Source organism: Salinispora pacifica CNR114 (assembly GCF_000514775.1).
In the GTDB taxonomy this organism is placed as follows: Bacteria; Actinomycetota; Actinomycetes; order Mycobacteriales; family Micromonosporaceae; genus Micromonospora; species Micromonospora pacifica.
In genome coordinates this window covers 1-21,002 of the sequence record NZ_AZWO01000011.1, presented here as the reverse complement: position 1 = coordinate 21,002, position 21,002 = coordinate 1, and the positions used below count along the sequence as shown (strand labels likewise).

Below are 21,002 nucleotides of genomic sequence, written 5' to 3'. Positions count from 1 at the left end.
GCGGCACCGCGACCGGAGACGGAAGGCAGGTTCGGGCATGAGCGTCACCGCGGATCTCACCGGCGCCCAGGCCAAGGCCGCCACCCTGATCGAGGCGTTGCCGTGGCTGGCCCGCTTCGCGGGCTCGACCGTCGTGGTCAAGTACGGCGGCAACGCCATGGCCGATCCGGAGCTGCGGCGGGCGTTCGCCGCGGACATGGTCTTTCTCCGCCACGCCGGCCTGAAGCCGGTCGTGGTGCACGGCGGCGGGCCGCAGATCTCGGCGATGCTGGACCGCCTCGGCATCGAGAGTGAGTTCCGGGGCGGGCTGCGGGTCACCACGCCAGAGGTGATGGACGTGGTCCGGATGGTGCTCCTGGGTCAGGTCGGCCGGGAACTGGTCGGGCTGATCAACGCGCACGGTCCGTTCGCGGTGGGGCTCTCCGGCGAGGACGCGGGTCTGTTCACCGCGGTCCGACGCCCGGCGTACGTCAATGGGCTGCCGGTCGACGTCGGCCAGGTCGGCGATGTGGAGTCGGCGGACATCTCGGCGGTGACCGACCTGCTCGAGGCCGGTCGGATCCCGGTGCTCTCGACGGTGGCCCCGGATGCGGACGGCGTGCCGCACAACCTCAACGCGGACACCGCCGCGGCGGCGTTGGCGATCGCGCTGCGGGCGCGCAAGCTGGTCGTCCTGACCGATGTGCCGGGCCTGTACGCCAACTGGCCGGACCGGTCCAGCCTGGTCGGTGAGGTCACCGCGAACGAGCTGGCGAAGCTGCTGCCGTCCCTGGAGTCGGGGATGGTTCCCAAGATGGAGGCGTGCCTGCGGGCGGTGCGCGGGGGCGTGCCCGCCGCGCACGTGGTGGACGGGCGGGTCGCGCACTCGACCCTGCTGGAGATCTTTACCTCGGAAGGCTTCGGAACCATGGTGATTCCCGGATGAGCCCGCTTCGTGACCGCTGGCAAGATTCCATGATGGACAGCTACGGTACGCCGCCGCTCGCGCTGGTCGGCGGCGCAGGCGCCGTGGTGGTCGACGACACCGGCCGGGAGTACGTGGACCTGCTCGGCGGCATCGCCGTCAACACCCTCGGCCACGCCCACCCGGCGGTGGTCTCCGCCGTCTCCAAGCAGGTCGCCACGCTGGGGCACGTGTCGAACCTGTACGCCGCCGAGCCGCCGGTGGCCCTGGCCGAGCTGCTGCTCGCCCTCGCCGGCCGACCGGGACGGGTCTTCTTCGCCAACTCGGGCGCCGAGGCGAACGAGGCGGCGTTCAAGATCTCCCGGCTCACCGGGCGGACCGAGGTCGTCGCGACCCGGGGCGGCTTCCACGGCCGCACGATGGGGGCGCTGGCGCTCACCGGCCAGCCGGCCAAGGCCGACCCGTTCCGTCCGCTGCCCACCACCGTCACCCACGTCGATTACGGCGACAGCGCCGCGCTGGCGGCGGCCGTCACGGATGCGACCGCGATGGTGATCCTGGAGCCGATCCAGGGGGAGAACGGCATCGTCGTACCGCCGGCCGGCTACCTCGCCGAGGCCCGCCGGATCACCGCCGAGCACGGCGCCCTGCTGGTGCTCGACGAGGTGCAGACCGGGATCGGCCGCACCGGGCACTGGTTCGCCCACCAGGCCGAGGGCATCGAACCGGACGTGGTGACGCTCGCCAAGGGGCTCGGCGGCGGCCTGCCGCTCGGCGCGTGCATCGCCTTCGGCCCCACGGCCGACCTGCTGCGCCCCGGCTCCCACGGCACCACCTTCGGGGGGAACCCGATCAGCTGCGCCGCCGGGTTGGCGGTGCTGTCCACGATCGCCGGCACCGGGCTACTCGACCACGTCGAGCGGGTCGGGGATCAGCTCCGCCGGGGCGTCCAGGCGCTCAACCATCCCCTGGTCGCCGAGGTACGGGGCGCCGGCCTGCTGCTCGGGATCGTGCTGACCGCGCCGGTCGCGGCGGTCGCCGTCGAGGCGCTGCGGGAGGCGGGCTTCCTGGCCAACGCGGTGCAGCCGGGTGTCATCCGGCTCGCCCCACCGCTGATTCTCACCGCCGACCAGGCCGATGCCTTCCTGGCCGCCCTGCCGGCGGCCCTCGACGCTGCCAGCTCGACCCCGGCCGGCCTCGACGCGACCCGCGCCGCCGCCGACTCGACCCTAGGCGCCGGGGGTCGGTCAGCGGGACCGGGCAACCCCAGCCCGCCGGCCCAACCGGCCAGAATTCCGACCCCGACCACCCCAAGCACGACGGAGGCCAGGACATGATCCGGCACTTCCTGCGGGACGACGACCTCACTCCCGCCGAACAGGCGACGGTGCTCGACCTGGCCGCCGGCATGAAGGCGGACCGCTTCGGGTATCGCCCCCTGGCCGGCCCGCGAGCGGTGGCGGTGCTCTTCGACAAGCCGAGCCTGCGGACCCGGATGTCCTTCGACGTCGGCATCGCCGAGCTGGGCGGACATCCGCTGGTGGTGGACAGCCAGGTGACCCACCTCGGCCGGGGCGAGACCCTCGCCGACGCCGGACGGGTGCTCTCCCGCTACGTGGCGGCGATCGTGCTGCGGACCCACGGGGACGAGCGGATCGCCGAGATCGCCGCGCACGCGACCGTGCCGGTGGTCAACGCCCTCACCGACACGTACCACCCGTGCCAGCTCCTGGCCGACCTGCTCACCATCCGCGAGCACCTCGGCGGCACCGCCGGGCGGACGCTGACGTACCTGGGCGACACGGCGAACAACATGTGCCACTCGTACCTGCTGTCCGGCGCCGCCGCCGGCATGCACGTCCGGATCGCCGGGCCCGCCGGGTTCAGTCCGGACCCGGCCGTGCTGGCCCGGGCGGAGAAGATCGCCGCCGGCACCGGCGGGTCGGTGCGTACCGGCACCGACCCGGTGGCGGCGGTCCGCGACGCCGACGCCGTCGCCACCGACGCCTGGACCTCGATGGGGCAGGAGTCCGACGGGCTGGACCGGGTCACCCCGTTCCGCCCGTACCAGATCAACACGGCGCTGCTCGCACACGCCGCGCCGCACGCGATCGTGCTGCACTGCCTGCCCGCGCACCGCGGCGAGGAGATCACCGACGAGGTGCTCGACGGTCCGCAGAGCGCCGTCTTCGACCAGGCGGAGAACCGGCTGCACGCCCAGAAGGCGCTGCTGACGTTCCTCCTCGGGACCACCCCGGACGCGCCGGTGTCGGGCGGCACCACCGGGCAGCGCGCATGAGCGCCCCGCTGACCCGCGCCGCCCGGCACGCCCGCATCGTCGAACTGATCCGGGACAAGGCGATCCACTCGCAGACCGAGCTGGGCGACCTGCTGGCGGGGGAGGGTATCCAGGCCACCCAGGCGACCCTCTCCCGGGACCTCAAGGAACTCGGCGCGGTCACCGTGCGCGGTGGCGACGGCCGCGGGGTCTACCTGATCCCGGAGGACGGTCAGCGTCCGTTGCGGGAGGCCGAGACCGCGCCGGCGCGTCTGGTGCGCCTGCTGCGCGAGCTGCTCAACGGGGTGGACGCCAGCGGCAACATCGCCGTGCTCCGTACCCCACCGGGTGCGGCCCAGTACCTGGCCAGCGCGTTGGACCGCGCCGGCCTGCCCGAGGTCGTCGGCACGATCGCCGGCGACGACACCATCCTCGTCGTGGCCCGCGCGGCCGACGGCGGAGCCGCGCTCGGCGACCAACTCGCCGGCTGGGCCCGCCGCGAAGACAACGTTGAAAGGAGCATCACATCATGACTGAGCGGGTCGTTCTGGCGTACTCCGGAGGGTTGGACACCTCCGTCGCGATCCCGTACCTGGCCGAGCAGACCGGCGCCGAAGTGATCGCCGTGGCGGTCGACGTCGGGCAGGGCGGTGAGGACCTGGAGGCGATCCGGCAGCGGGCGCTCGACTGCGGGGCCGTGGAATCCGAGCTGGTCGACGCGCGCGACGAGTTCGCTGCCGAGTACTGCCTGCCCGCCGTCCGGGCCAACGCCCTCTACATGGACCGGTACCCGCTGGTCTCCGCCCTGTCCCGGCCGCTGATCGTCAAGCACCTGGTGGCCGCCGCCCGCAAGCACGGCGGCACCATCGTGTCGCACGGCTGCACCGGCAAGGGCAACGACCAGGTTCGCTTCGAGGTCGGCCTGGGGGCGCTCGCCCCGGATCTGCGGATCGTCGCGCCGGCTCGGGACTACGCCTGGACCCGGGACAAGGCGATCGCGTTCGCCGAGGAGAAGGGGCTGCCGATCGACGTGACGGCGAAGTCGCCCTACTCGATCGACCAGAACCTGTGGGGCCGGGCCGTCGAGACCGGCTTCCTGGAGGACATCTGGAACCCGCCGATCGAGGACCTGTACTCCTACACCGCCGACCCGACCCAGCCGCGGGACGCGGACGAGGTCGTCATCACCTTCGACGCCGGCAACCCGGTCGCGATCGACGGGGAGACGGTCACCCCGTACCAGGCGATCGTGGAGCTGAACCGGCGTGCCGGCGCGCAGGGCATCGGCCGGCTGGACATGGTCGAGGACCGGCTCGTCGGGATCAAGAGCCGCGAGGTGTACGAGGCGCCGGGCGCGATCGCGCTGATCACCGCACACCAGGAGTTGGAGGCGGTCACCGTCGAGCGCGACCTGGCCCGGTTCAAGCGGAGCGTGGACCAGCGCTGGGGCGAGCTGGTCTACGACGGCCTGTGGTTCTCCCCGCTGAAGGACGCGCTGGACGCCTTCGTCGACGACTCGCAGCAGCACGTCACCGGCGAGGTACGGCTCACCCTGCACGGTGGCCGGGTGACCGCCACCGGTCGGCGGTCCGAGGCCAGCCTGTACGACTTCGGCATGGCCACCTACGACACCGGTGACACCTTCGACCAGTCCCTGGCCAAGGGGTTTGTGCAGCTGTGGGGCCTGCCCAGCAAGATGTCGGCGGAGCGGGACGCCCGGCTGGGTGGGGCGCGGTGAGCGCTGCCACAATGGGCGGGGTGGACGACGAGAGCCTGACCGAGAACAGCGCAGCCACCAACCGGACCAGTCTGTGGGGAGCCCGCTTCGCCGGCGGCCCGGCCGAGGCACTCGCCCGGCTGTCGGTGAGCGTGCAGTTCGACTGGCGGCTCGCCCCCTACGACCTCGCGGGGTCCCGGGCACACGCCCGGGTCCTGGCCGGCGCCGGTCTGCTGGACGCCGAGGAGCTGGGGCAGATCCTGGCGGCCCTGGACGACCTGGAGGCCGCCTGCGCCGCCGGCACGTTCCGGCCCACCGTGGAAGACGAGGACGTGCACACGGCCCTGGAGCGGGGGCTGCTGGAGCGGCTCGGCCGGCTCGGCGGCAAGCTGCGCGCCGGCCGTTCCCGCAACGACCAGGTCGCCACGGACCTGCGGCTCTACCTGCGTGACCACGCCCGGGGCGTGGCCGCTCGCTTGGTCGAGCTGGCTGAGGCGTTGGTCGAGCAGGCCGGGCGGCACGTGGACACCGCGACGCCGGGCATGACCCACCTGCAGCCCGCCCAGCCGGTCACCTTCGGGCACTGGCTACTCGCCCATGTGCAGCCGCTGCTGCGCGACCTACAGCGGCTGCGCGACTGGGACCACCGCACCGCGATCAGTCCGCTCGGCGCCGGTGCGCTCGCCGGCTCCGGCCTGCCGCTGGACCCGGTGGCGGTCGCCCGGGAGCTGGGCTTCCGCACGTCCTTCGCCAACTCGATGGACGCCGTCGCCGACCGGGACTTCGTCGCCGAGTTCCTCTTCACCACCGCGCTGATCGGCGTGCACCTGTCCCGCCTCGGGGAGGAGGTGGTGCTGTGGACGTCGCCGGAGTTCGGTTGGGTGGAGCTGGATGACGCCTTCGCCACCGGATCGTCGATCATGCCGCAGAAGAAGAACGCGGACATTGCCGAGTTGGCCCGAGGCAAGTCCGGCCGGCTCGTCGGGGGCCTGGTGGGTGTGCTCACCATGCTCAAGGGCCTGCCGATGACCTACGACCGGGACATGCAGGAGGACAAGGAGCCCGCCTTCGACGCGGTGGACACGCTGGAGCTGCTCCTGCCGGCCCTCGCGGGGATGGTCTCCACGATGACGGTACGGGCCGACCGGCTGGTCGCCGCCGCGCCGGAGGGCTTCTCGCTCGCCACCGAGGTGGCCGACTGGCTGGTCCGCCGCGGGGTACCGTTCCGCGAGGCGCACGAGATCACCGGCCGGCTGGTGGCGCTCTGCGTGGCCCGGGACTGCGCGCTCGACGAGGTCTCCGACGACGACCTCGCCGCGGTCAGCGAGCACCTTGACCCGTCGGTGCGGGACGTGCTGTCGGTCCGGAGCGCGCTCGCCGCCCGCACCACCCCGGGCTCCACCGGCCCGGGTCCGGTCGCCGAGCAGCTCGCCGCCGCCGCCGACCAGCTCGCCGGCTGGCGGGAGTGGGCCGCCGAGCAGGTCGTTCCCCGCTGACCGGTTCACCTGACCAGTTCATCGACGGGCGGGGCGTCCGCGAAGCGGACCGCCCCGCCCGTCGAGCAGCGTCAGCGCAGCCGGGCCGGACGGCGGGCGGTAGCCCAACGCCAGACGCGGCCGACCAGCGCGGCGTACGCGATGCCGAGCGCGAGCGACGCGGTGAGGGCGACCAACGGCAGCTCCCGCAGGTGCGGGTAGACCTGCCAGTGGGTCACGTAGATGTAGAGCGAGCTACCGGCGAGCACCCCGGCCACCTTGTTCAGCACGCCCAGGCTGGGCACGGTCGGCAGCCAGGTCAGTAACGCGAAGCCGGCTACGATCAGGGCCTCGCGGGCCGGCTCCCCGAAGAAGCCCGGCACGGTGGCCACCGCGACGAGCGTGACCAACAGCCGCTGCCGTACCCCGTCGGCTCGGGCCGTCGCCCAGCCGAGCGTGAACAGCCAGCCGGCCACGAGCGCCGCCGGCAGGTCGTGGGCCGCGTCGAGGCCGAAGACGTCGTACCGGCCGAGCAGCGCGACCGCGGTCAGCCCCAGCGGAAGCGCGAACGGGTACCGCCGCTCCCAGCGGTCGACCCGGCGCAGGCCGAGGAGCGTGGCCAGCGCCACCAGGAGGTAGACCACCGCCTCGATAAACCAGAAGTGCCAGCCGTGTGTGGCGTCATCGGGCCGCAGAATGCTGTTGACCAGCAGTAGGGTGCTCAGTCGGTACTGGTCGTCGACCAGCATCACCGCACCGATCCACGCCATCGTGGGCAGCACGATGCGCAGCAGGCTGACGCCGATCTGCCGCAGTCGCTCTCCCCGCCCGGCGGTGGTGAGCTGGAACCGGGCGAAGTTGAAGCCGGCCACCGCGAGCAGGAGGTGTGCCCCACCGGTGATGGTGAACATCGGGATGTGGGAGCCGACGATCAGCACGATCGCCGCCGCCCGCAGCGCCACACTGGTCTCCAGCGAACGCCGCCGGCGTGGCCGGGGAGCGTGTCCGGGAGCTGCGGTGGATCGGCGCAGGTCCGCGATCGGCAGGGTGTGCCAGTTCGCCGGCAGGTCACCCAGCTCCCGCTCCAACCGCACCGACATCTCGACGTATGACAGGGAGTCCCCGCCGAGGTCGACGAAGCTGCGATCCGGCGTGACGTCGGTGCGGTCGAGCACCTCCGCATACAGCGTGCAGAGGTCGCCGGCCGGCGCCGCCAGTGGTGGCGAGCTCTCGGCGGCGAGCCCACGCAGCGTCGCCAGGTCGGGTTTGCCGGAGGCGAGCCGGGGCAACTCGGCCAGGGGGAGCACCCGCACGGCCCGAGGCGGCAGCCCCACCTCCCCGGCGACCAGGCGGCGCACCCGGCGTGGGTCTTCGGCGCCGACGGTCGCCACGATCAGTTCGTCGTCACCGCCGACGCAGCTGGCGGTGACATCGTGCGCGGACAGCAGCGCCTCGATCTGCTGCGGGTCAACCCGTAGCCCGAGAATCTTGGCGAACTGGCTGCGGCGGCCGACGATCTCCCACACTCCGGCTGCGGTACGCCGAGCCAGGTCCCCGGTGTACAACTCGTCGACGGTGCGACCCAGCGCCAGATCGGCGGGAGAGTGGGCGTAGCCGAGCATGACGTTCGGGCCGGCGTAGACCAGCTCGCCGACCTCCGGGTCCGGATGGTCGGCGACCGGGGCGAGCCGGAAGTCGCCGCCGGGCACCGGCACCCCGATCGCCGACGGGTGGTCCAAGGCGAGGTCCGGCGGGAGGTATGCCATCCGCGCGGTCGCCTCGGTCTGCCCGTACATGACGAAGAAGTCCCAGCCCGCACCCCGACCCAGCTCGGCGTAGTGACGTACCCGCTCCGGTGCGAGTCGACCACCGGCCTGGGTGACGTAACGCAGGTGCGGCAGGTCCATGGCGGCGAAGCCGACCCGGTCCAACAGGTCGAAGGTGTACGGCACTCCGGCGAGGGTGGTGGCCCGGGCATCCCGGAACAGCTCCCAGAAGCAGGTGTCGGCGACCGACAGGTCGGTCAACACCAGCGCGGCGCCTCGGGCCAGGTGGCTGTTGACCACCGACAGGCCGTAGCAGTAGTGCAGTGGCAGGCTGGTGGCCGCCCGGTCGGTGTCGCGGATACCCAGGTACTCGCCGATCGCCTCCGCATTGGCCTGCAGGTTGGTGTGGGAGAGCCGGACCAGCTTCGGGGAGCCGGTCGACCCGGAGGTGGAGAGCAGCAGGGCCAGGTCGGGGTGCAGATCGTGCCGGGAGGTGGCGCGGCGGTGCTCGATCCGCCAGCCCTCTTCGGCGCCGCCGACCAGCACGTCTGGGTCGTACGCCTCGATCAGGCCGGCGAGTGCCGAGGCCCGGTCCTCGGGCACCAACAGGACGGGGTGCCCGGCGTGCATCGCGGCCAGGTAGGCCACCAGCGAGTCGACCGTGTTCGCGCCGACGACCAGCACGAGCCGTCGCCCCACGCCGAGTTGCTCGGCGGTTCGCGCGACCCGGGCGGCGAGGTCGGTGTACGAGATCTCCCCGTCCCGGGTAACGATCGCGGTGCGCTCGCCATGCGTTGCCAGGTCGCGGACGAACGGCACCTGCACGGCCGGGAACAGGGCGGATGCGGAAGTCACGAGCAACGACTCTAAGGTAAGGCTGACCTAATCCATAGCTCTGGCGACCCGCATCACCCCGGGATAGGGTCGCAGCCGTGGATGATCTCGCGCGACTAGCCGTCCTGCTCGGCGGACCGGTCGTACCGGCGGCGCGCGGCCTGCTCGGCGCCCGTCTTTCCGCGGGCGGGGTCACCGTGCGGATCACCGAGGTCGAGGCGTACGCGGGCACCGCCCAGGACCCGGCCTCGCACGCCCACCGGGGGCGTACTCCGCGCAACGCGGCGATGTTCGGCCCATCCGGGCACGTCTACGTCTACTTCACGTATGGGATGCACTGGGCCTTGAACGTGGTGACCGGGTCGGAGGGGGAGGCCGCGGCGGTGCTGGTGCGGGCGGGGGAAGTGGTCGCCGGCCATGCCCCGGCCCGGTCCCGCCGTCAGACGGCGCGATCCGACCGCGATCTTGCCCGGGGGCCGGCCCGGCTCTGCGTCGCACTGGACGTCGACCGGTCGGCGTACGGGCAGTACCTGCTCGGCGACGGCCCGATCCGGCTGCGTCCACCCCGCGAACCAGTGCCGGAAGCGGCGGTAGCGGCCGGACCGAGGGTCGGCGTCACCGGGGCGCACGACGTGCCGTGGCGGTTCTGGATCGCCGACAACCCGACCGTCAGCACCTACCGCCGCCACGTACCCCGACGCCGGCCCGCTCGCCCCGGCGCCCGATAGCGCGAAGGCCCGCCTCGCGGGGGAGTCGGGCCTTCGCGCTGAAGGTGGGTCAGTGCTGCTCGGGGAGCTGCGCGACGAACGCCCGCCACGCTGCCGGCCCGAACACCAACGCCGGTCCGGTCGGGTCCTTGCTGTCCCGGACGCCGACGATGCCGGAAAGGTTGTCGGCGACCTCGACACAGGCCCCGCCATTGGAGCTGCTACGGGTGCTCTTGCGCCACTGGGCGCTGCTCAGGTCAGCCATGATCGCGCTTTCAGGAAGTCGATGGTTTGGCTACGCGGAAGCGCAACCGACCTCAGGGTATCCCAGACCGCCCACAGCATCGCAACGTCTTTGGTGATGCGGCCCGCGGCCTGGTCGTCCACGTAGCCGACATCATCACCGTCCGGTGAGGTGGCGATGACAAACGGTCCGGCTTGCCCTGGGTGTAGGCCGGCGTCAAGCGGTAGTACGTGCACCATGACGTTGGGTTGTTGAGCCATCATGATGAGGTGATCAAGCTGAGGCTCCATGATGTCTCGTGTGCCACGGCGGAGTGCGGCCTCGTCGATCACGAAGACGGACAGCGGCCGTCGGGGACGATCGAACACGGCTGCCTGCCGCTGTAGTCGGGTGCCGATGTGATTCTCCACATCGTTGACCAGGGGGCCGCTGCTGAGGACAGCGCGGCCGTACTCCTCGGTTTGTAGCAGCCCAGGCAGTACCGCCGACTCAAACCACCGTAGTCCTACGGCGTCTCGTTCGACTTCGGTCCACGGGCGGAACCAGGCGGGCTCCTTGCGTCTCTGGGCGTCCGGCCAGAGATCGAATACGTCCCGCTTGAGGATCTCGGCTACCTGGGCACGGTGTCGCGTCTGTGGTATCCGTCCCTGGGTCACCCACCGGGCAACGGTCTTCGGGTCAACGCCAACCTGAGCAGCGATGCTGTCGGCGGTTTCGCCCGCCTCGGCCATTGCAATCTGTACGACACGGTTCATTCCAGACCCCATTGTGTTCGTCCCAGATGTTCTGAGCACATACTGCTACGCGGTGTTGCTGCGCCACAACCCTCCGGCATGGTGCTTTGTAGATGGCGTAGGCCGGTGGAGGTGTTTGAGCCCGCCGGAGGCGCTGTCGGACCGTCCCCCGTGCCAGGGATGTGGGGGACGGTCCATCAACATCCGCTCACGTCCAGGAGTCCGCAATGCCCGCCAACGCCGAACGGCTACCACTCGGGAAGACCGGAATCGCGCACACCTACTCGATCAACCACGATGGGCATCGAGCCGCGGTGCCAGGAAGGGATCAAGAGCGCCTGCTGAGAGTGGGAACTGGCGGTCGTGCCATTGGTCGTGCGCGGGTGTACTACACGTCGTACCCGGGCGTCGATGTTCTTGCGGCGGTGCTCACCGGGCTGAGGAGGCTGTGATGGCCGACGACAACCCGCCCGTCGACCGGCGCGCCCACCCCGACCCGTACGGCACGCCGCCGTTGCCCGACGGCGACCGGGTGCGGCCGTGCAGGCCGAGCCCGCCCCCGCCACCCGCCACCACCCGGCACCAACTGGTCGCGGCGCTCATCCTGCTGATCATCGTGGCGGCCATCGTGCTCCGGGTGCTGCGATGACGACCAGGCCGAGACTCCCACACCCGAATCCGGGCGACCCGGCTGCCGACCGGCCGCACCTACCCATGCGTCCCCTGTGGGGTTGCGACACCTGCCGGGCCGAGTGGCCGTGCCCGTCGGCCCGGGCCGCCCTCCTGATCGAATACCGCGACAACACGGTCGCGCTGCGCGTGTACCTGAGCGCACTGATGGCCGAGGCGGATGCACAACTTTCGCAGGTCAACAGAGCATCCGACCTCTATCATCGCTTCCTCGCGTGGGTCTGATGAGAGCCACCCGACGGCATTGGTGAAGACCCTGGTCAAGTCACGGTGACCAGGCCGGCTTCGTAAGCGGCAATGACCAGTTGGACCCGATCTCTGGCGGCCAACTTGCTGAGCAGGCGGGTGATGTAGGTCTTGACGGTGGCCTGGCTCAGCACAAGTTCGTCCGCGATTTCGGAGTTGGACCGCCCTCGTCCCACCAGCGTGAGTACCTCCCGTTCCCGGTCGGTGAGCCGAGGGAGTGGCCGGCGTGCGGCAGCGGGTGCGGCGCGGGTGTCGACGAAGTGCTTGATCAGGCGGCGGGTGACACTGGGAGCAAGTTGGCCGTCGCCGCGTGCGACGGCGCGGACGGCGTCGAGGATGTCCTCCAGCGGCATGTCCTTGACCAGGAATCCGGCGGCACCGGCCCGCAACGCCCCGAACACATGATCGTCCTCGTCGAAGGTGGTCAGCACGAGTATGTGCGTCTCGGGAGCCACCAGGGCGATCTGAACCGTGGCTTCGACGCCTCCCATCCCGGGCATCCGTAGATCCATCAGGACGACGTCGGGTCTCAGTTCGCGGGTGAGCCGGACCGCTTCCTCCCCGGTACCGGCCTCGCCGGCGAGCGCGATGTCGTCAGCTTCCGCGATGAACATGCGCAACGCCGACCGGACGAGCGGCTGGTCGTCAACGACCAGAACCTCGATCGTCATGCCACCGGGAGAGGGAGGTGGGCTGCCACCCGGAAGCCGCCTTCTGGGCGTGGACCAGTGGTGATCGTGCCGTGCAGCATCTCGACTCGCTCCCGCATGCCGACCAACCCTAATCCGCTCCCGGGCCGCTGGCCGCGACCGGATCCGTCGTCGACCACCTCGACGAACAACTCCGCCTCCCGGAAGCTGATCAGGATTCGGCAGACATCGGTGCCGGCATGGCGAATCACGTTGGCGATGGCCTCCTGGACGATCCGGTAGGCGGCGGCGTCGACCTCCATCGGCAGGGCCTGTGGCTCGCCCTGTTGCCGCAGCTCGATGTCTATGCCCGCTGCCCGAGTGGTGGAGATGAGCTCGTCGAGGGCGGAGAGCGAGGGGACCCCTTCCGGGTCGATCTCACGCAGGGAGGAGAGGACCCGCCGCAGACCCGCAAGAGTCTCTTGGCCGACCGTTTCGATGCTGCCGATTGCTTCTCGGGCCGCTTCCGGTTGCGTCCGCATGACCCGGCCCGCCGCGCCTGCCTGCAGGGTGATGACCCCCAGGCTGTGCGCCACCATGTCGTGCAGGTCGCGGGCGATGCGAAGCCGTTCGGCGCTGATCGCCTCGGCGGTCGCCCGTTCGCGTGCGGCTGCGACCTGCGTTCGTCGCTGGCGGATCACTGTGCCGAGAAGTACGGCCGTGCAGACGGAGAGCGCCGCGCCGGGCTCCGATGGAATGCCGCCCTCGCCGCCGAGCGTCAATCGAGCCGTCAGATAGGTGGTGAGGACGAGTAGGGCCAGGCCGGCCGCGGCCAGTGCCAACCGGCGTGGGTAGTAGAGCGTGAGGACCACCAGGGCGATATCGATCGGAAGGAACTGCGGCGACCAGATCTCTGGCTGCCGCCACACCAGGGTGGGTATCGCAATGCTCGCGAGCAGGAGCGTGAAGGCGAGCCGGGGCGTCTGTCGTAACCGGATGCTTCCGGCCAGCGCGGCCGCTGCGGCTATCAGCAGGATCCCCTGGCTTGTGGTGGGGGAGAGAACGTCCGGTGGGAAGAGCAACGACCAGCGCTGATCGGGCGATTCGGTCAGGAACCAGATCCATGGGTAGACCGTTACCAGCCAGCTGGTAAAGATCAGGAGGCTGATGAGCCAAAACGATCCGAGCTCGTCGGAACGGAACCTGGTGGGGAGGAGACTCCGCGCCACGTGCACGGGCTCGAATCTAGTCGGGGGACCGACCGGACGCATCCGACTACGGTTGTACGACCGAGGATGTTTGCGGATCGCAAAGTGTCAGCGTTGGTGGGACGCGCCGAGACACTCTGATCAGGACGATGATCCTCGTGATCGAAGTGAGACAGTTGACGAAGCGTTACGGCGGCACCGTAGCCGTAGATGAGCTGACCTTCACCGTGCTGCCCGGACGGGTGACCGGCTTCCTCGGACCCAACGGCGCGGGTAAGACCACCACCCTGAACATGCTCGTAGGACTGAGCACACCTACGCGCGGCACTGCCATCATCGGCGGACTTCCCTTCGCCGCGCATCCCCGCGGCCTGCGGTACGTCGGCACCCTGCTGGATGCCCATGCTGTTCATGGCGGACGCACCGCGTACGACCACCTCGCCGCGTTGGCCCGGAGTAATCGCATCGGCAAGGCCAGGGTGCGTCAGGTGCTGGCGGAGGTAGGCCTGGCGGAAGTGGCGCAACGGCGCGTGCAGACCTATTCACTGGGTATGAAGCAGCGACTGGGCATCGCTGCGGCTCTGCTCGGCGACCCGCCCGTGCTGCTGTTTGACGAGCCGCTAAACGGTCTCGACCCGGAAGGCGTGAAGTGGGTGCGCGGGCTCTTCCAGGGTTTGGCGGCCGAGGGACGCACCGTGTTCGTCTCCAGCCACCTCATGTCGGAGATGGAACACATCGCGACCGACCTGATCGTCGTGGGACGTGGCCGGCTGATCGCGGCCGAGACGCTGGCCCAGTTCGCAGCCCGTGGCGGCACGTTGTCGTCAGTGTCCGTACGGACACCTGACCTCGGTGCGCTGACCGGGGCGTTGACCGAGGCCGGCGCGAGTGTGGCCCAACACGCCGACGGGTTGTTGTCAGTGGAAGGAATGAGCGCCAGTGACATCGGAGACCTGGCCTTCGCAAAGTCCATACGAGTGCACGAGCTAAGTCCTCGGTTGACCTCCCTGGAGGAGGCGTTTATGAGGATGACGAGTGACAGTATCGAATATCGGGCGGGGGCGACGCAGTGAAGTTGACGGTGGAAGAGTCAGCTCCCGAAACTGTACGAACGGAGGCTCAGGCAGGCTTCCGTGATCTTCTTGCCGCTGAATGGATCAAGCTCTGGTCTTTGCGTTCGACTGCTTCGACGCTGCTGTTGAGCGCCTTCGGGATTTTGGGTTTCAACTGCTATTCAGCCTATGGCGACTATGTGAATCTGGAAAACTTCTCAGCCGCCGCTCGCGCGGACTTCAGCAGGCACGCGATGTTCGATGCCTTCACCGCCGCCTCCTGTATTGCTTTGATGCTGTCCATCGGCGCCATCGGTGCGAACGTCGTGGTCAGCGAGTACGGCACCGGTTGATCCGCGCTACCTTCGTAGCGGTGCCGGCACGGCACGGGGTGATGGCGGCGAAACTGGCGGTCGTCACAGCGGTGTCGTTGGGCTACGGCCTCGTGGTCGTCGGTGGCTCCTTCTTTGTCACCCAGGCGATCCTTGACGGCAAGGACGTGGGTCTTTCCATCACCGACCCGGGTGTGCTGGAACGGCTACTCGCCTCGGTGCTGATGGCGCCGCTGACGGCGTTGGTCGCCATGGCCATTGGTGTTCTTGTGCGGCACAGTTTCGGCACGCTGAGCACCTTCGTACTTGCCTTCATGCTCCTGCCGCTCGCCCTCAGCGAACGGCTGTACGCCACGGCCGTACTCGGTCACCTGACGCCCTACCGCGCGTGGATGCGCATCGCCGATATCGAGTTCGGAAGCCAGCCGTATCCGTGGACGGCATCCGGCGCATGGACCGTCTATGCGGTCTGGGCGGTTCTCGCCGCCATCCTCACGGTGGTTGTCGCGCAGCGTCGGGACCACTGAGCCCGGACCGGTCAGCGCCCTCGACCGTACGCATGGGCCACGAGCACCGGGCAGTGGGCGTGCTGCACCAGGGACTGGCTGACCGAGCCGAGCACCATCCCGGTGAATCCGCCCCGCCCGCGGGTCCCCACGACGATCAGGGCAGCGTCCCGGCTGGCGTCGATCAGTGCTTGGTCCGGCTTCTCCGCCCGTAGCTGGCGGGCGGTCACGGTCAGCCCCGGATGGCTGCCGCGCACCGACGCCACGGCAGTGTCCAGCACCTCCGTGGCGTCGGTCGCACCCGGGGTGTGGACGTGCACCAGCACCAGCTCGGTCTGCTGCCGGGTGGCCTCGTCGGCGGACTGCCCGACCGCCACCTCCGCCGACTCCGACCCGTCCACCGCGACCAGCACCGGTCCGCCCGCCTCAATTGGCCTATCGGTGGGCCGGACCACCAGTACCGGGCTGTGCGCGTGCGCCGCGACCTGCGAACCCACCGCGCCGAGTAGCAGCCCGGCGAAGCCGCCGTGCCCCCGGCTACCCACCACGACCAGCTCCGCCCGGCGGGACTCCTCAATCAGCGTGGCTCCCGGCCCGCCGGCGACCTGCCGCGCGTGGATGGTCAGCCCGGGCCAGCGGTCGGCCAGTTCGGTCGCGGCCCGGTCCAGCATCGACTGCGCTTCGTCGTTCGGGGCCGGAACTCCGAACTCGTACGGGTTGATGGGAACCCCGTACCCGGACGGGTGCAGGTAGCCGTGCACCAGGTGCAGCGGTCGCGACCGCCGCACCGCGGCGCGGGCGGCGTGCTCCGCCGCCACCAGGCTCGACGGTGAGCCATCCACCCCTACCACCACGGCTCGGTTCATCAGCACCCCTTTCAGAGTCGATCGGCACAATTGTCCCCCGGGCCGGCGTGGCTGACCCGGTTACCGGCAACGACGTCAGCGGGAACCACGGCGGCGACCAGGGCGCAGTCCACACCCGTGCGGAGCCGCTCACCGCGCCGGTGCGGCTATCCGGCGGGGTGCCGGACGATGGCCAGTGGGCTGTGCCCGTGGTGCAGGACGGCGTGGCTGACCGAGCCGAGCAGCAGCCCGCCGAGGGCGCCGCGCCCGTGTGCGCCGACGACCACCAGCTGGGCGCTCTTCGACGCCTCCACCAGCACCCGGGCCGGCGAGCCACGGACGACCCGGTGCCGCACCTGCACCTGCGGATACCGTTCGGCGAAGCCGGCGAGCGACTCGGCGAGGGTCCGCTCCTCCTCGCCCTCGACGGCGTCCAGGTCGTAGACCAGGGGCAGGATGTCCCCCGGTCCGACCGGGGTGGGGAAGAGCCAGGCGTGCAGGGCGAGCAGCGGTGCGTCCCGGCGGGCCGCTTCCTCGAAGGCGAAGGCGACCGCCGCGGTGGACAGCGGCGAACCGTCCACACCCACCACGACCGGACCGTCCGCGCGCGGTTCACCCCGGACGACCAGCACCGGGCTCTTCGCGCGGGCGGAGACCTGCACGGTGACCGAGCCGAGTAGCAGCCCGGCGAAGCCGCCCAGACCCCGGTGGCCGAGCACCGTCAGCACCGCTTCCTGCGCCTCCTCGACCAGCACCGGGGTCGGCGCGCCGTCCACCACGACACCGGTGATTCGCAGGTCGGGGGAGATCTTGCGGGCCTGTTCCACCGCTTCCCGCACGTACTCTTCGGCCTGGTTGCGCAGCCCGGCGGTGACCGGGGCGCCGGGAACCGGGGTCAACGGGGCCCCGGTCAACGGCCAGATGAAGGCGTGCACCACCCGGAGCGGGCGCTGCCGGTACTCCGCCTCGCGTACCGCTACCCGGACGGCGTCCAACGCGGCGGCGGAACCGTCCACACCCACCACGACCGGGGCTCCGGCGCTTCTCGTCATGATGTCTGCCCTCCTTCGGCTCGCTTCACCTTCAGCCTGCCGGTCCGGCAACCGCCCAATCAGGGGCGGTCGGCCCAAGCCCGGGGCCATTGGTCCCCTCGCCCCGGCAGCCTCGAACGGAGCTACCATCGCGCGATGCCCACCGATCTGCGCCTGCGCCCCGTACTCGATAGTGATCTTCCGTTTTTCTTCACCCACCAGCAGGATGCCGAGGCCAACTGGATGGCGGCGTTCGGCCCGGCCGACCCCGCCGACCGCACCGCGTTCGACGCGCACTGGGCGCGGATCCGCGCCGACCCGACGGTGGTGCCGCGGACGGTGGTTGTCGGTGATGAGGTGGTAGGCCACGTGGTCGCCTTCCCCGCCGACGGACGCACCGAGGTCAGCTACTGGATCGACCCGGGTCGCTGGGGCCGGGGGTACGCGACCGGTGCGCTCGTCGTCCTCCTGGCTGAGCTGCCCCGCCGGCCCGTGCACGCCCGGGTGGCCAAGGACAACCGCGCCTCCCTCGCCGTGCTACGCAAGTGCGGCTTCGTCGTCACCGGCGAGGACCAGGGGTATGCCCCAGGGCGGGGCGTCGAGGTCCAGGAGTGGATCCTGGAGCTCGCCGACCCCGCCCCCGCACCCGCGCGGAGCTGAGGTACTACCCTCGCCGAGGTGAACTGGCTGGAACTGATCGGCTGGGCCGGCTCCGCGGTGCTGGTCTGGTCGCTACTGCAGACCGCTATTCTCCGGCTGCGTGCCCTGAACCTGGTCGGGTGCGTCGTGTTGATCGGCTACAACGCGGCGATCCCGGTATGGCCGATGGTTGGCCTGAACGTCGTGCTGGCCGTCATCAATGTGTGGTACCTGCGCGGCATGCTGACGACCCGCCACGACGCCGCGACCTACCAGGTGGTCGAGGTGGGCGTTGACGACCAGTTCCTAGCCCACACGCTGCGGGTACACGCCGCCGACATCGCCCGGTTCAACCCCGGTTTCACCTGGCACCGAGGCGGGGAGCGGTTTGCGTTCCTGGTCGTCAGGGCCGATGAGGTGGTCGGGGTGGTGCTGGCGCACGCGGAGCCGGGCGGGGTGGCCCAGGTCGACCTCGACTATGTCACCCAGCGCTTCCGGGACTTCACCCCAGGCGAGTTCGTGTACCGGCGTAGCCGCCTCTTCACCGACAAGGGGTTCCGGCAGGTCGTCACCCCGCCCGGCATGGTCGCCCCCTACTATCACCGGCTCGGCTTCCACCGGCAGGGCGACGCGTACGTGCTGGACCTCCCCGCCGCCGCCTAGCGCGCGGCCACCGGCTGCGGTTATCCGGTCGTGGACAGGTTCTGGAGTCGGACCTGGCCGCGTGCCACCAGCCGGTCATCGCTGTCGGTGATCTCCACCTGCCACAGCTGCTGACTGCGGCCGCGGTGGACCGGGGTACCCACGGCGGTCAACTCACCCGACCGGACCGCGCGCAGAAAATCGGTCTGGTTCGACACGCCGACGACCTGCCCCCGGTCGCCCAGCCAGGTGGCCCCGCCGACACTCGCCGCCGTCTCGACCACCGAGCAGTAGACGCCGCCGTGCTGGATGCCGTACGGCTGGTGTAGCTCGGGGCGGACCTGCCAGCGGAGGACCACCCGGTCGGCGCTGACCTCCGCGTAGCGCAGCCCCAGCAGGCCCACGAAGCCGCCGGTCAGATCTGGCTCGTCCACGGCATAGCCCTTCGTCATTGCGGGGGCGGCCAGCATAGCGGGCCAGTAATCCCGATCGCCGGGCCGGCTGGCCATGGGGGAGAATCGGAGACTGTGACCGACACCAGCCCCCCGCCGGCAGAGCGGGACACACTCTTCGACGACCTGCGGTGGCGTGGCCTGATCCAGGACTCCACCGGCCTCGACGAGCTGCGCGCGCTGCTCGACGGCCCGGGCTCGGCCTTCTACGTGGGCTTTGACCCGACCGCGTCGAGCCTGCACGTCGGTCACCTCATGCAGGTCATCACCGCCCGGCGGCTCCAACTCGCCGGCCACCGGCCGCTGCTGCTGGTAGGTGGGGCGACCGGGCAGATCGGTGACCCGAAGGAGAGCGCCGAGCGGGTTCTCAACCCGCCCGAGGTGGTGGCCGGATGGGTGGCCCGGATTCGGGACCAGCTGGCCCCCTTCGTGTCGTACCAGGGTGTGAACGCGGCGCAGCTGGTCAACAACCTGGACTGGACCGGCGAGATGTCGGTGGTGGAGTTCCTGCGGGATGTCGGCAAACACTTCCCGGTGAACCGGATGCTGGCGCGCGAGGTGGTGCGGGCCCGGCTGGAGAGCGGGGTCAGCTTCACCGAGTTCAGCTACCAGCTGCTCCAGGCCAACGACTTCTTCGAACTGCACCGACGCCACGGGTGTCAGCTGCAGTTCGGCGGCTCCGACCAGTGGGGCAACATCACCGCCGGCGTCGACTTCATCCGTCGCCGGGGCGCGGGTCCGGTGGAGGCGTTCACCACGCCGTTGGTCACCAAGTCAGACGGTACGAAGTTCGGCAAGACCGAGGGTGAGGCGATCTGGCTCGACTCGGAGCTGACCAGTCCGTACGCGTTCTACCAGTTCTGGGTCAATGCTGATGATCGCGACGTCGCCCACTACCTGCGCTACTTCAGCTTCCGTTCCCGGGCCGAGCTGGAGGCCCTGGAGAAGGAGGCAGCGGAGCGACCTGCCGCACGCGTCGCCCAGCGGGCGCTCGCCGAGGAGCTGACCACCCTGGTACACGGCGAGCGGGAGATGGCCCAGGTGGTCGCCGCGAGTCAGGCGTTGTTTGGGCGGGGGTCGCTGGCGGAACTCGCACCCGCGACGCTGCGTGCTGCCCTGACCGAGGCGGGCCTGGTCCACCTCGACGAGCTACCCGACGTGGTCGGGCTACTCAGGGAGTCTGGTCTGGTGCCGAGCAACAAGGAGGCCCGTCGCGTGATCGCTGAGGGGGGTGCCTACCTGAACAACAACCGGGTGTCCTCGACGGACGCGGTCGTCACCCCGGCGGACCTGTTGCACGGCCGCTACCTGGTCCTGCGTCGGGGGAAGCGTTCCTTTGCCGGTGTTGAGCTGCGAAAATAGCTGGATCCTGATGATGTGACCGGGGACGCGTCCGGCGGATTTGACGGCAACTCCCTCGGACGCGTAACTTTCTCTCTGCCAGCGCGGAACGGACGAAACGGGGCGGTCGCCCCGAGCGGCCGGAGCGCAGGAAGCGACCTCTCGGACTGACCGAGCCTCACGGCCCGGATTGTTCGCTTGGGCGGTGCCCCAGACTCGCCGAAAGGCGGATTTGGTGAGGCGAAACCGACCGGGTAAGGTTGGCCGCCGGCAGGAGCCGGGCGCGCTAGCGGGAAACTGCAAGCGGCCGGTCTGCCGAAATCACGACGAAGGCGACGGACAGTCGGTGACGTTGTGGTGCCCAAAAGTGGATGAAGTCGACAGATCGCAGCAAAGCGGTTTGACACGGCAGAAACCACCGGGTAAAGTAGTAAAAGTGCCTGGCGCGAGAGTGGCGGGCTGGAGCGGTTGCCTCTTGAGGGGCCCTGGTTTGGGGTTCTGATGGTGTGTGGTTGTTCTTTGAGAACTCAACAGGGTGTTTGGAAAGCCAGTGCCGTTTTGGTCTGGGTTGGCCTGCTGTTTGGTGGGTTGGCTTGGGCTTGAATTTGGCAGCAGATTGTTTTTGTTGCTGGGGTTTTCTTCAAGTTTTTGTTGGAGAGTTTGATCCTGGCTCAGGACGAACGCTGGCGGCGTGCTTAACACATGCAAGTCGAGCGGAAAGGCCCTTCGG

24 protein-coding genes and 1 rRNA gene are annotated in these 21,002 nt (G+C 70.1%); 17 read left to right on the top strand and 8 right to left on the bottom strand.

Annotated features, from left to right (window positions below):
* The first annotated feature begins 37 nt into the window (after positions 1-37).
* From argB to argH, 6 genes are read left to right on the top strand one after another with little or no spacing between them, the layout of a single operon-like run.
* Complete coding sequence (argB, locus tag B118_RS0107700) at positions 38-925, top strand: acetylglutamate kinase (RefSeq protein WP_018220140.1); 888 nt, start codon at positions 38-40, stop codon at positions 923-925.
* Complete coding sequence (locus B118_RS0107695) at positions 922-2,241, top strand: acetylornithine transaminase (RefSeq protein ID WP_028192608.1); 1,320 nt, start codon at positions 922-924, stop codon at positions 2,239-2,241. The genes argB and B118_RS0107695 overlap by 4 nt, the downstream gene beginning before the upstream one ends.
* The gene (gene argF / locus B118_RS0107690; protein ID WP_018220138.1) at positions 2,238-3,203 is read left to right on the top strand and encodes an ornithine carbamoyltransferase; all 966 of its coding nucleotides are present in this window, start codon (positions 2,238-2,240) and stop codon (positions 3,201-3,203) included. The genes B118_RS0107695 and argF overlap by 4 nt, the downstream gene beginning before the upstream one ends.
* Complete coding sequence (locus B118_RS0107685) at positions 3,200-3,715, top strand: arginine repressor (RefSeq protein WP_018215018.1); 516 nt, start codon at positions 3,200-3,202, stop codon at positions 3,713-3,715. The genes argF and B118_RS0107685 overlap by 4 nt, the downstream gene beginning before the upstream one ends.
* Positions 3,712-4,920 carry an argininosuccinate synthase gene (locus B118_RS0107680; RefSeq protein WP_018220137.1) on the top strand — a complete coding sequence of 403 codons (1,209 nt, stop codon included), beginning with the start codon at positions 3,712-3,714 and terminating at the stop codon, positions 4,918-4,920. Before B118_RS0107685 ends, B118_RS0107680 begins: the two co-directional genes overlap by 4 nt.
* Before the next feature lie 11 nt (positions 4,921-4,931).
* Entirely contained in the window at positions 4,932-6,395 is a 1,464-nt protein-coding gene (gene argH / locus B118_RS0107675) for an argininosuccinate lyase (RefSeq protein ID WP_027645245.1), read from the top strand.
* Between the two features lie 71 nt (positions 6,396-6,466).
* Here the strand turns inward: argH and B118_RS0107670 are convergent, their stop codons facing one another.
* A complete protein-coding gene (locus tag B118_RS0107670) occupies positions 6,467-8,995 on the bottom strand; it encodes an AMP-binding protein (RefSeq protein WP_337588117.1) in 2,529 nt (842 codons plus the stop codon).
* A gap of 77 nt (positions 8,996-9,072) precedes the next feature.
* Between B118_RS0107670 and B118_RS0107665 the strand changes: the two genes are divergently transcribed.
* Positions 9,073-9,702, top strand: a complete 630-nt coding sequence (locus B118_RS0107665; protein WP_027645243.1) for a DNA-3-methyladenine glycosylase — start codon at positions 9,073-9,075, stop codon at positions 9,700-9,702.
* A 49-nt stretch (positions 9,703-9,751) separates the two neighbouring features.
* Here B118_RS0107665 and B118_RS0107660 read toward each other — a convergent pair whose 3' ends face one another.
* Positions 9,752-9,946 carry a DUF397 domain-containing protein gene (locus B118_RS0107660; RefSeq protein WP_018220133.1) on the bottom strand — a complete coding sequence of 65 codons (195 nt, stop codon included), beginning with the start codon at positions 9,944-9,946 and terminating at the stop codon, positions 9,752-9,754.
* Positions 9,934-10,680, bottom strand: coding sequence for a Scr1 family TA system antitoxin-like transcriptional regulator (locus tag B118_RS0107655; protein WP_018220132.1), 747 nt, complete (start codon positions 10,678-10,680; stop codon positions 9,934-9,936). Before B118_RS0107655 ends, B118_RS0107660 begins: the two co-directional genes overlap by 13 nt.
* A 206-nt stretch (positions 10,681-10,886) precedes the next feature.
* On the opposite strand from B118_RS0107655, the gene B118_RS32720 reads away from it, so the two are divergent.
* From B118_RS32720 to B118_RS0107645, 3 genes are read left to right on the top strand one after another with little or no spacing between them, the layout of a single operon-like run.
* Entirely contained in the window at positions 10,887-11,111 is a 225-nt protein-coding gene (locus B118_RS32720; RefSeq protein ID WP_080635120.1) for a hypothetical protein, read from the top strand.
* Positions 11,111-11,308: a hypothetical protein gene (locus tag B118_RS0107650; protein ID WP_018220131.1), complete on the top strand. Its 198-nt coding sequence runs from the start codon at positions 11,111-11,113 to the stop codon at positions 11,306-11,308. Before B118_RS32720 ends, B118_RS0107650 begins: the two co-directional genes overlap by 1 nt.
* Entirely contained in the window at positions 11,305-11,574 is a 270-nt protein-coding gene (locus B118_RS0107645; RefSeq protein ID WP_050592797.1) for a hypothetical protein, read from the top strand. The genes B118_RS0107650 and B118_RS0107645 overlap by 4 nt, the downstream gene beginning before the upstream one ends.
* Before the next feature lie 35 nt (positions 11,575-11,609).
* Here B118_RS0107645 and B118_RS0107640 read toward each other — a convergent pair whose 3' ends face one another.
* Both B118_RS0107640 and B118_RS0107635 read right to left on the bottom strand, forming a co-directional pair.
* Positions 11,610-12,266, bottom strand: coding sequence for a response regulator transcription factor (locus B118_RS0107640; protein ID WP_028192605.1), 657 nt, complete (start codon positions 12,264-12,266; stop codon positions 11,610-11,612).
* Positions 12,263-13,459, bottom strand: coding sequence for a histidine kinase (locus B118_RS0107635; RefSeq protein WP_028192604.1), 1,197 nt, complete (start codon positions 13,457-13,459; stop codon positions 12,263-12,265). Before B118_RS0107635 ends, B118_RS0107640 begins: the two co-directional genes overlap by 4 nt.
* Positions 13,460-13,581: 122 nt before the next feature.
* Here B118_RS0107635 and B118_RS0107630 point away from each other — a divergent pair, with 122 nt between their 5' ends.
* The 3 genes from B118_RS0107630 to B118_RS28075 are packed head-to-tail and all read left to right on the top strand — an operon-like array spanning position 13,582 to position 15,343.
* A complete protein-coding gene (locus B118_RS0107630; RefSeq protein ID WP_043541099.1) occupies positions 13,582-14,505 on the top strand; it encodes an ABC transporter ATP-binding protein in 924 nt (307 codons plus the stop codon).
* Positions 14,502-14,837 (top strand): hypothetical protein, encoded by a 336-nt coding sequence (locus B118_RS32715; RefSeq protein ID WP_238323881.1) that lies wholly within the window; start codon positions 14,502-14,504, stop codon positions 14,835-14,837. Before B118_RS0107630 ends, B118_RS32715 begins: the two co-directional genes overlap by 4 nt.
* A gap of 20 nt (positions 14,838-14,857) precedes the next feature.
* The gene (locus B118_RS28075; RefSeq protein ID WP_238323880.1) at positions 14,858-15,343 is read left to right on the top strand and encodes an ABC transporter permease; all 486 of its coding nucleotides are present in this window, start codon (positions 14,858-14,860) and stop codon (positions 15,341-15,343) included.
* Between the two features lie 11 nt (positions 15,344-15,354).
* On the opposite strand, the gene B118_RS0107620 is transcribed toward B118_RS28075, so the two are convergent.
* Both B118_RS0107620 and B118_RS0107615 read right to left on the bottom strand, forming a co-directional pair.
* Positions 15,355-16,194 carry a universal stress protein gene (locus tag B118_RS0107620; protein ID WP_018810431.1) on the bottom strand — a complete coding sequence of 280 codons (840 nt, stop codon included), beginning with the start codon at positions 16,192-16,194 and terminating at the stop codon, positions 15,355-15,357.
* Positions 16,195-16,334: 140 nt separating this feature from the next.
* The gene (locus B118_RS0107615; protein ID WP_018220128.1) at positions 16,335-17,219 is read right to left on the bottom strand and encodes a universal stress protein; all 885 of its coding nucleotides are present in this window, start codon (positions 17,217-17,219) and stop codon (positions 16,335-16,337) included.
* Between the two features lie 135 nt (positions 17,220-17,354).
* Between B118_RS0107615 and B118_RS0107610 the strand changes: the two genes are divergently transcribed.
* Positions 17,355-17,858, top strand: a complete 504-nt coding sequence (locus B118_RS0107610; RefSeq protein WP_018810432.1) for a GNAT family N-acetyltransferase — start codon at positions 17,355-17,357, stop codon at positions 17,856-17,858.
* Between the two features lie 18 nt (positions 17,859-17,876).
* Positions 17,877-18,500 (top strand): hypothetical protein, encoded by a 624-nt coding sequence (locus B118_RS0107605; RefSeq protein WP_018220126.1) that lies wholly within the window; start codon positions 17,877-17,879, stop codon positions 18,498-18,500.
* A 20-nt stretch (positions 18,501-18,520) separates the two neighbouring features.
* Here B118_RS0107605 and B118_RS0107600 read toward each other — a convergent pair whose 3' ends face one another.
* Entirely contained in the window at positions 18,521-18,931 is a 411-nt protein-coding gene (locus B118_RS0107600) for a PaaI family thioesterase (RefSeq protein ID WP_026185235.1), read from the bottom strand.
* 75 nt (positions 18,932-19,006) lie between these two features.
* Here B118_RS0107600 and tyrS point away from each other — a divergent pair, with 75 nt between their 5' ends.
* Both tyrS and B118_RS0107590 read left to right on the top strand, forming a co-directional pair.
* Complete coding sequence (tyrS, locus tag B118_RS0107595; RefSeq protein ID WP_018220124.1) at positions 19,007-20,293, top strand: tyrosine--tRNA ligase; 1,287 nt, start codon at positions 19,007-19,009, stop codon at positions 20,291-20,293.
* 627 nt (positions 20,294-20,920) lie between these two features.
* Positions 20,921-21,002 (top strand): 16S ribosomal RNA (locus tag B118_RS0107590); the annotation flags it as partial.

Coding starts and splice junctions, on each gene's coding strand:
- argB (WP_018220140.1), top strand. CDS start 38: ATGAGCGTCACCGCGGATCTCACCGGCGCCCAGGCCAAGGCCGCCACC.
- B118_RS0107695 (WP_028192608.1), top strand. CDS start 922: ATGAGCCCGCTTCGTGACCGCTGGCAAGATTCCATGATGGACAGCTAC.
- argF (WP_018220138.1), top strand. CDS start 2,238: ATGATCCGGCACTTCCTGCGGGACGACGACCTCACTCCCGCCGAACAG.
- B118_RS0107685 (WP_018215018.1), top strand. CDS start 3,200: ATGAGCGCCCCGCTGACCCGCGCCGCCCGGCACGCCCGCATCGTCGAA.
- B118_RS0107680 (WP_018220137.1), top strand. CDS start 3,712: ATGACTGAGCGGGTCGTTCTGGCGTACTCCGGAGGGTTGGACACCTCC.
- argH (WP_027645245.1), top strand. CDS start 4,932: ATGGGCGGGGTGGACGACGAGAGCCTGACCGAGAACAGCGCAGCCACC.
- B118_RS0107660 (WP_018220133.1), bottom strand. CDS start 9,946: ATGGCTGACCTGAGCAGCGCCCAGTGGCGCAAGAGCACCCGTAGCAGC.
- B118_RS0107655 (WP_018220132.1), bottom strand. CDS start 10,680: ATGAACCGTGTCGTACAGATTGCAATGGCCGAGGCGGGCGAAACCGCC.
- B118_RS32720 (WP_080635120.1), top strand. CDS start 10,887: ATGCCCGCCAACGCCGAACGGCTACCACTCGGGAAGACCGGAATCGCG.
- B118_RS0107650 (WP_018220131.1), top strand. CDS start 11,111: ATGGCCGACGACAACCCGCCCGTCGACCGGCGCGCCCACCCCGACCCG.
- B118_RS0107645 (WP_050592797.1), top strand. CDS start 11,305: ATGACGACCAGGCCGAGACTCCCACACCCGAATCCGGGCGACCCGGCT.
- B118_RS0107640 (WP_028192605.1), bottom strand. CDS start 12,266: ATGACGATCGAGGTTCTGGTCGTTGACGACCAGCCGCTCGTCCGGTCG.
- B118_RS0107630 (WP_043541099.1), top strand. CDS start 13,582: ATGATCCTCGTGATCGAAGTGAGACAGTTGACGAAGCGTTACGGCGGC.
- B118_RS0107615 (WP_018220128.1), bottom strand. CDS start 17,219: ATGACGAGAAGCGCCGGAGCCCCGGTCGTGGTGGGTGTGGACGGTTCC.
- B118_RS0107610 (WP_018810432.1), top strand. CDS start 17,355: ATGCCCACCGATCTGCGCCTGCGCCCCGTACTCGATAGTGATCTTCCG.
- B118_RS0107600 (WP_026185235.1), bottom strand. CDS start 18,931: ATGACGAAGGGCTATGCCGTGGACGAGCCAGATCTGACCGGCGGCTTC.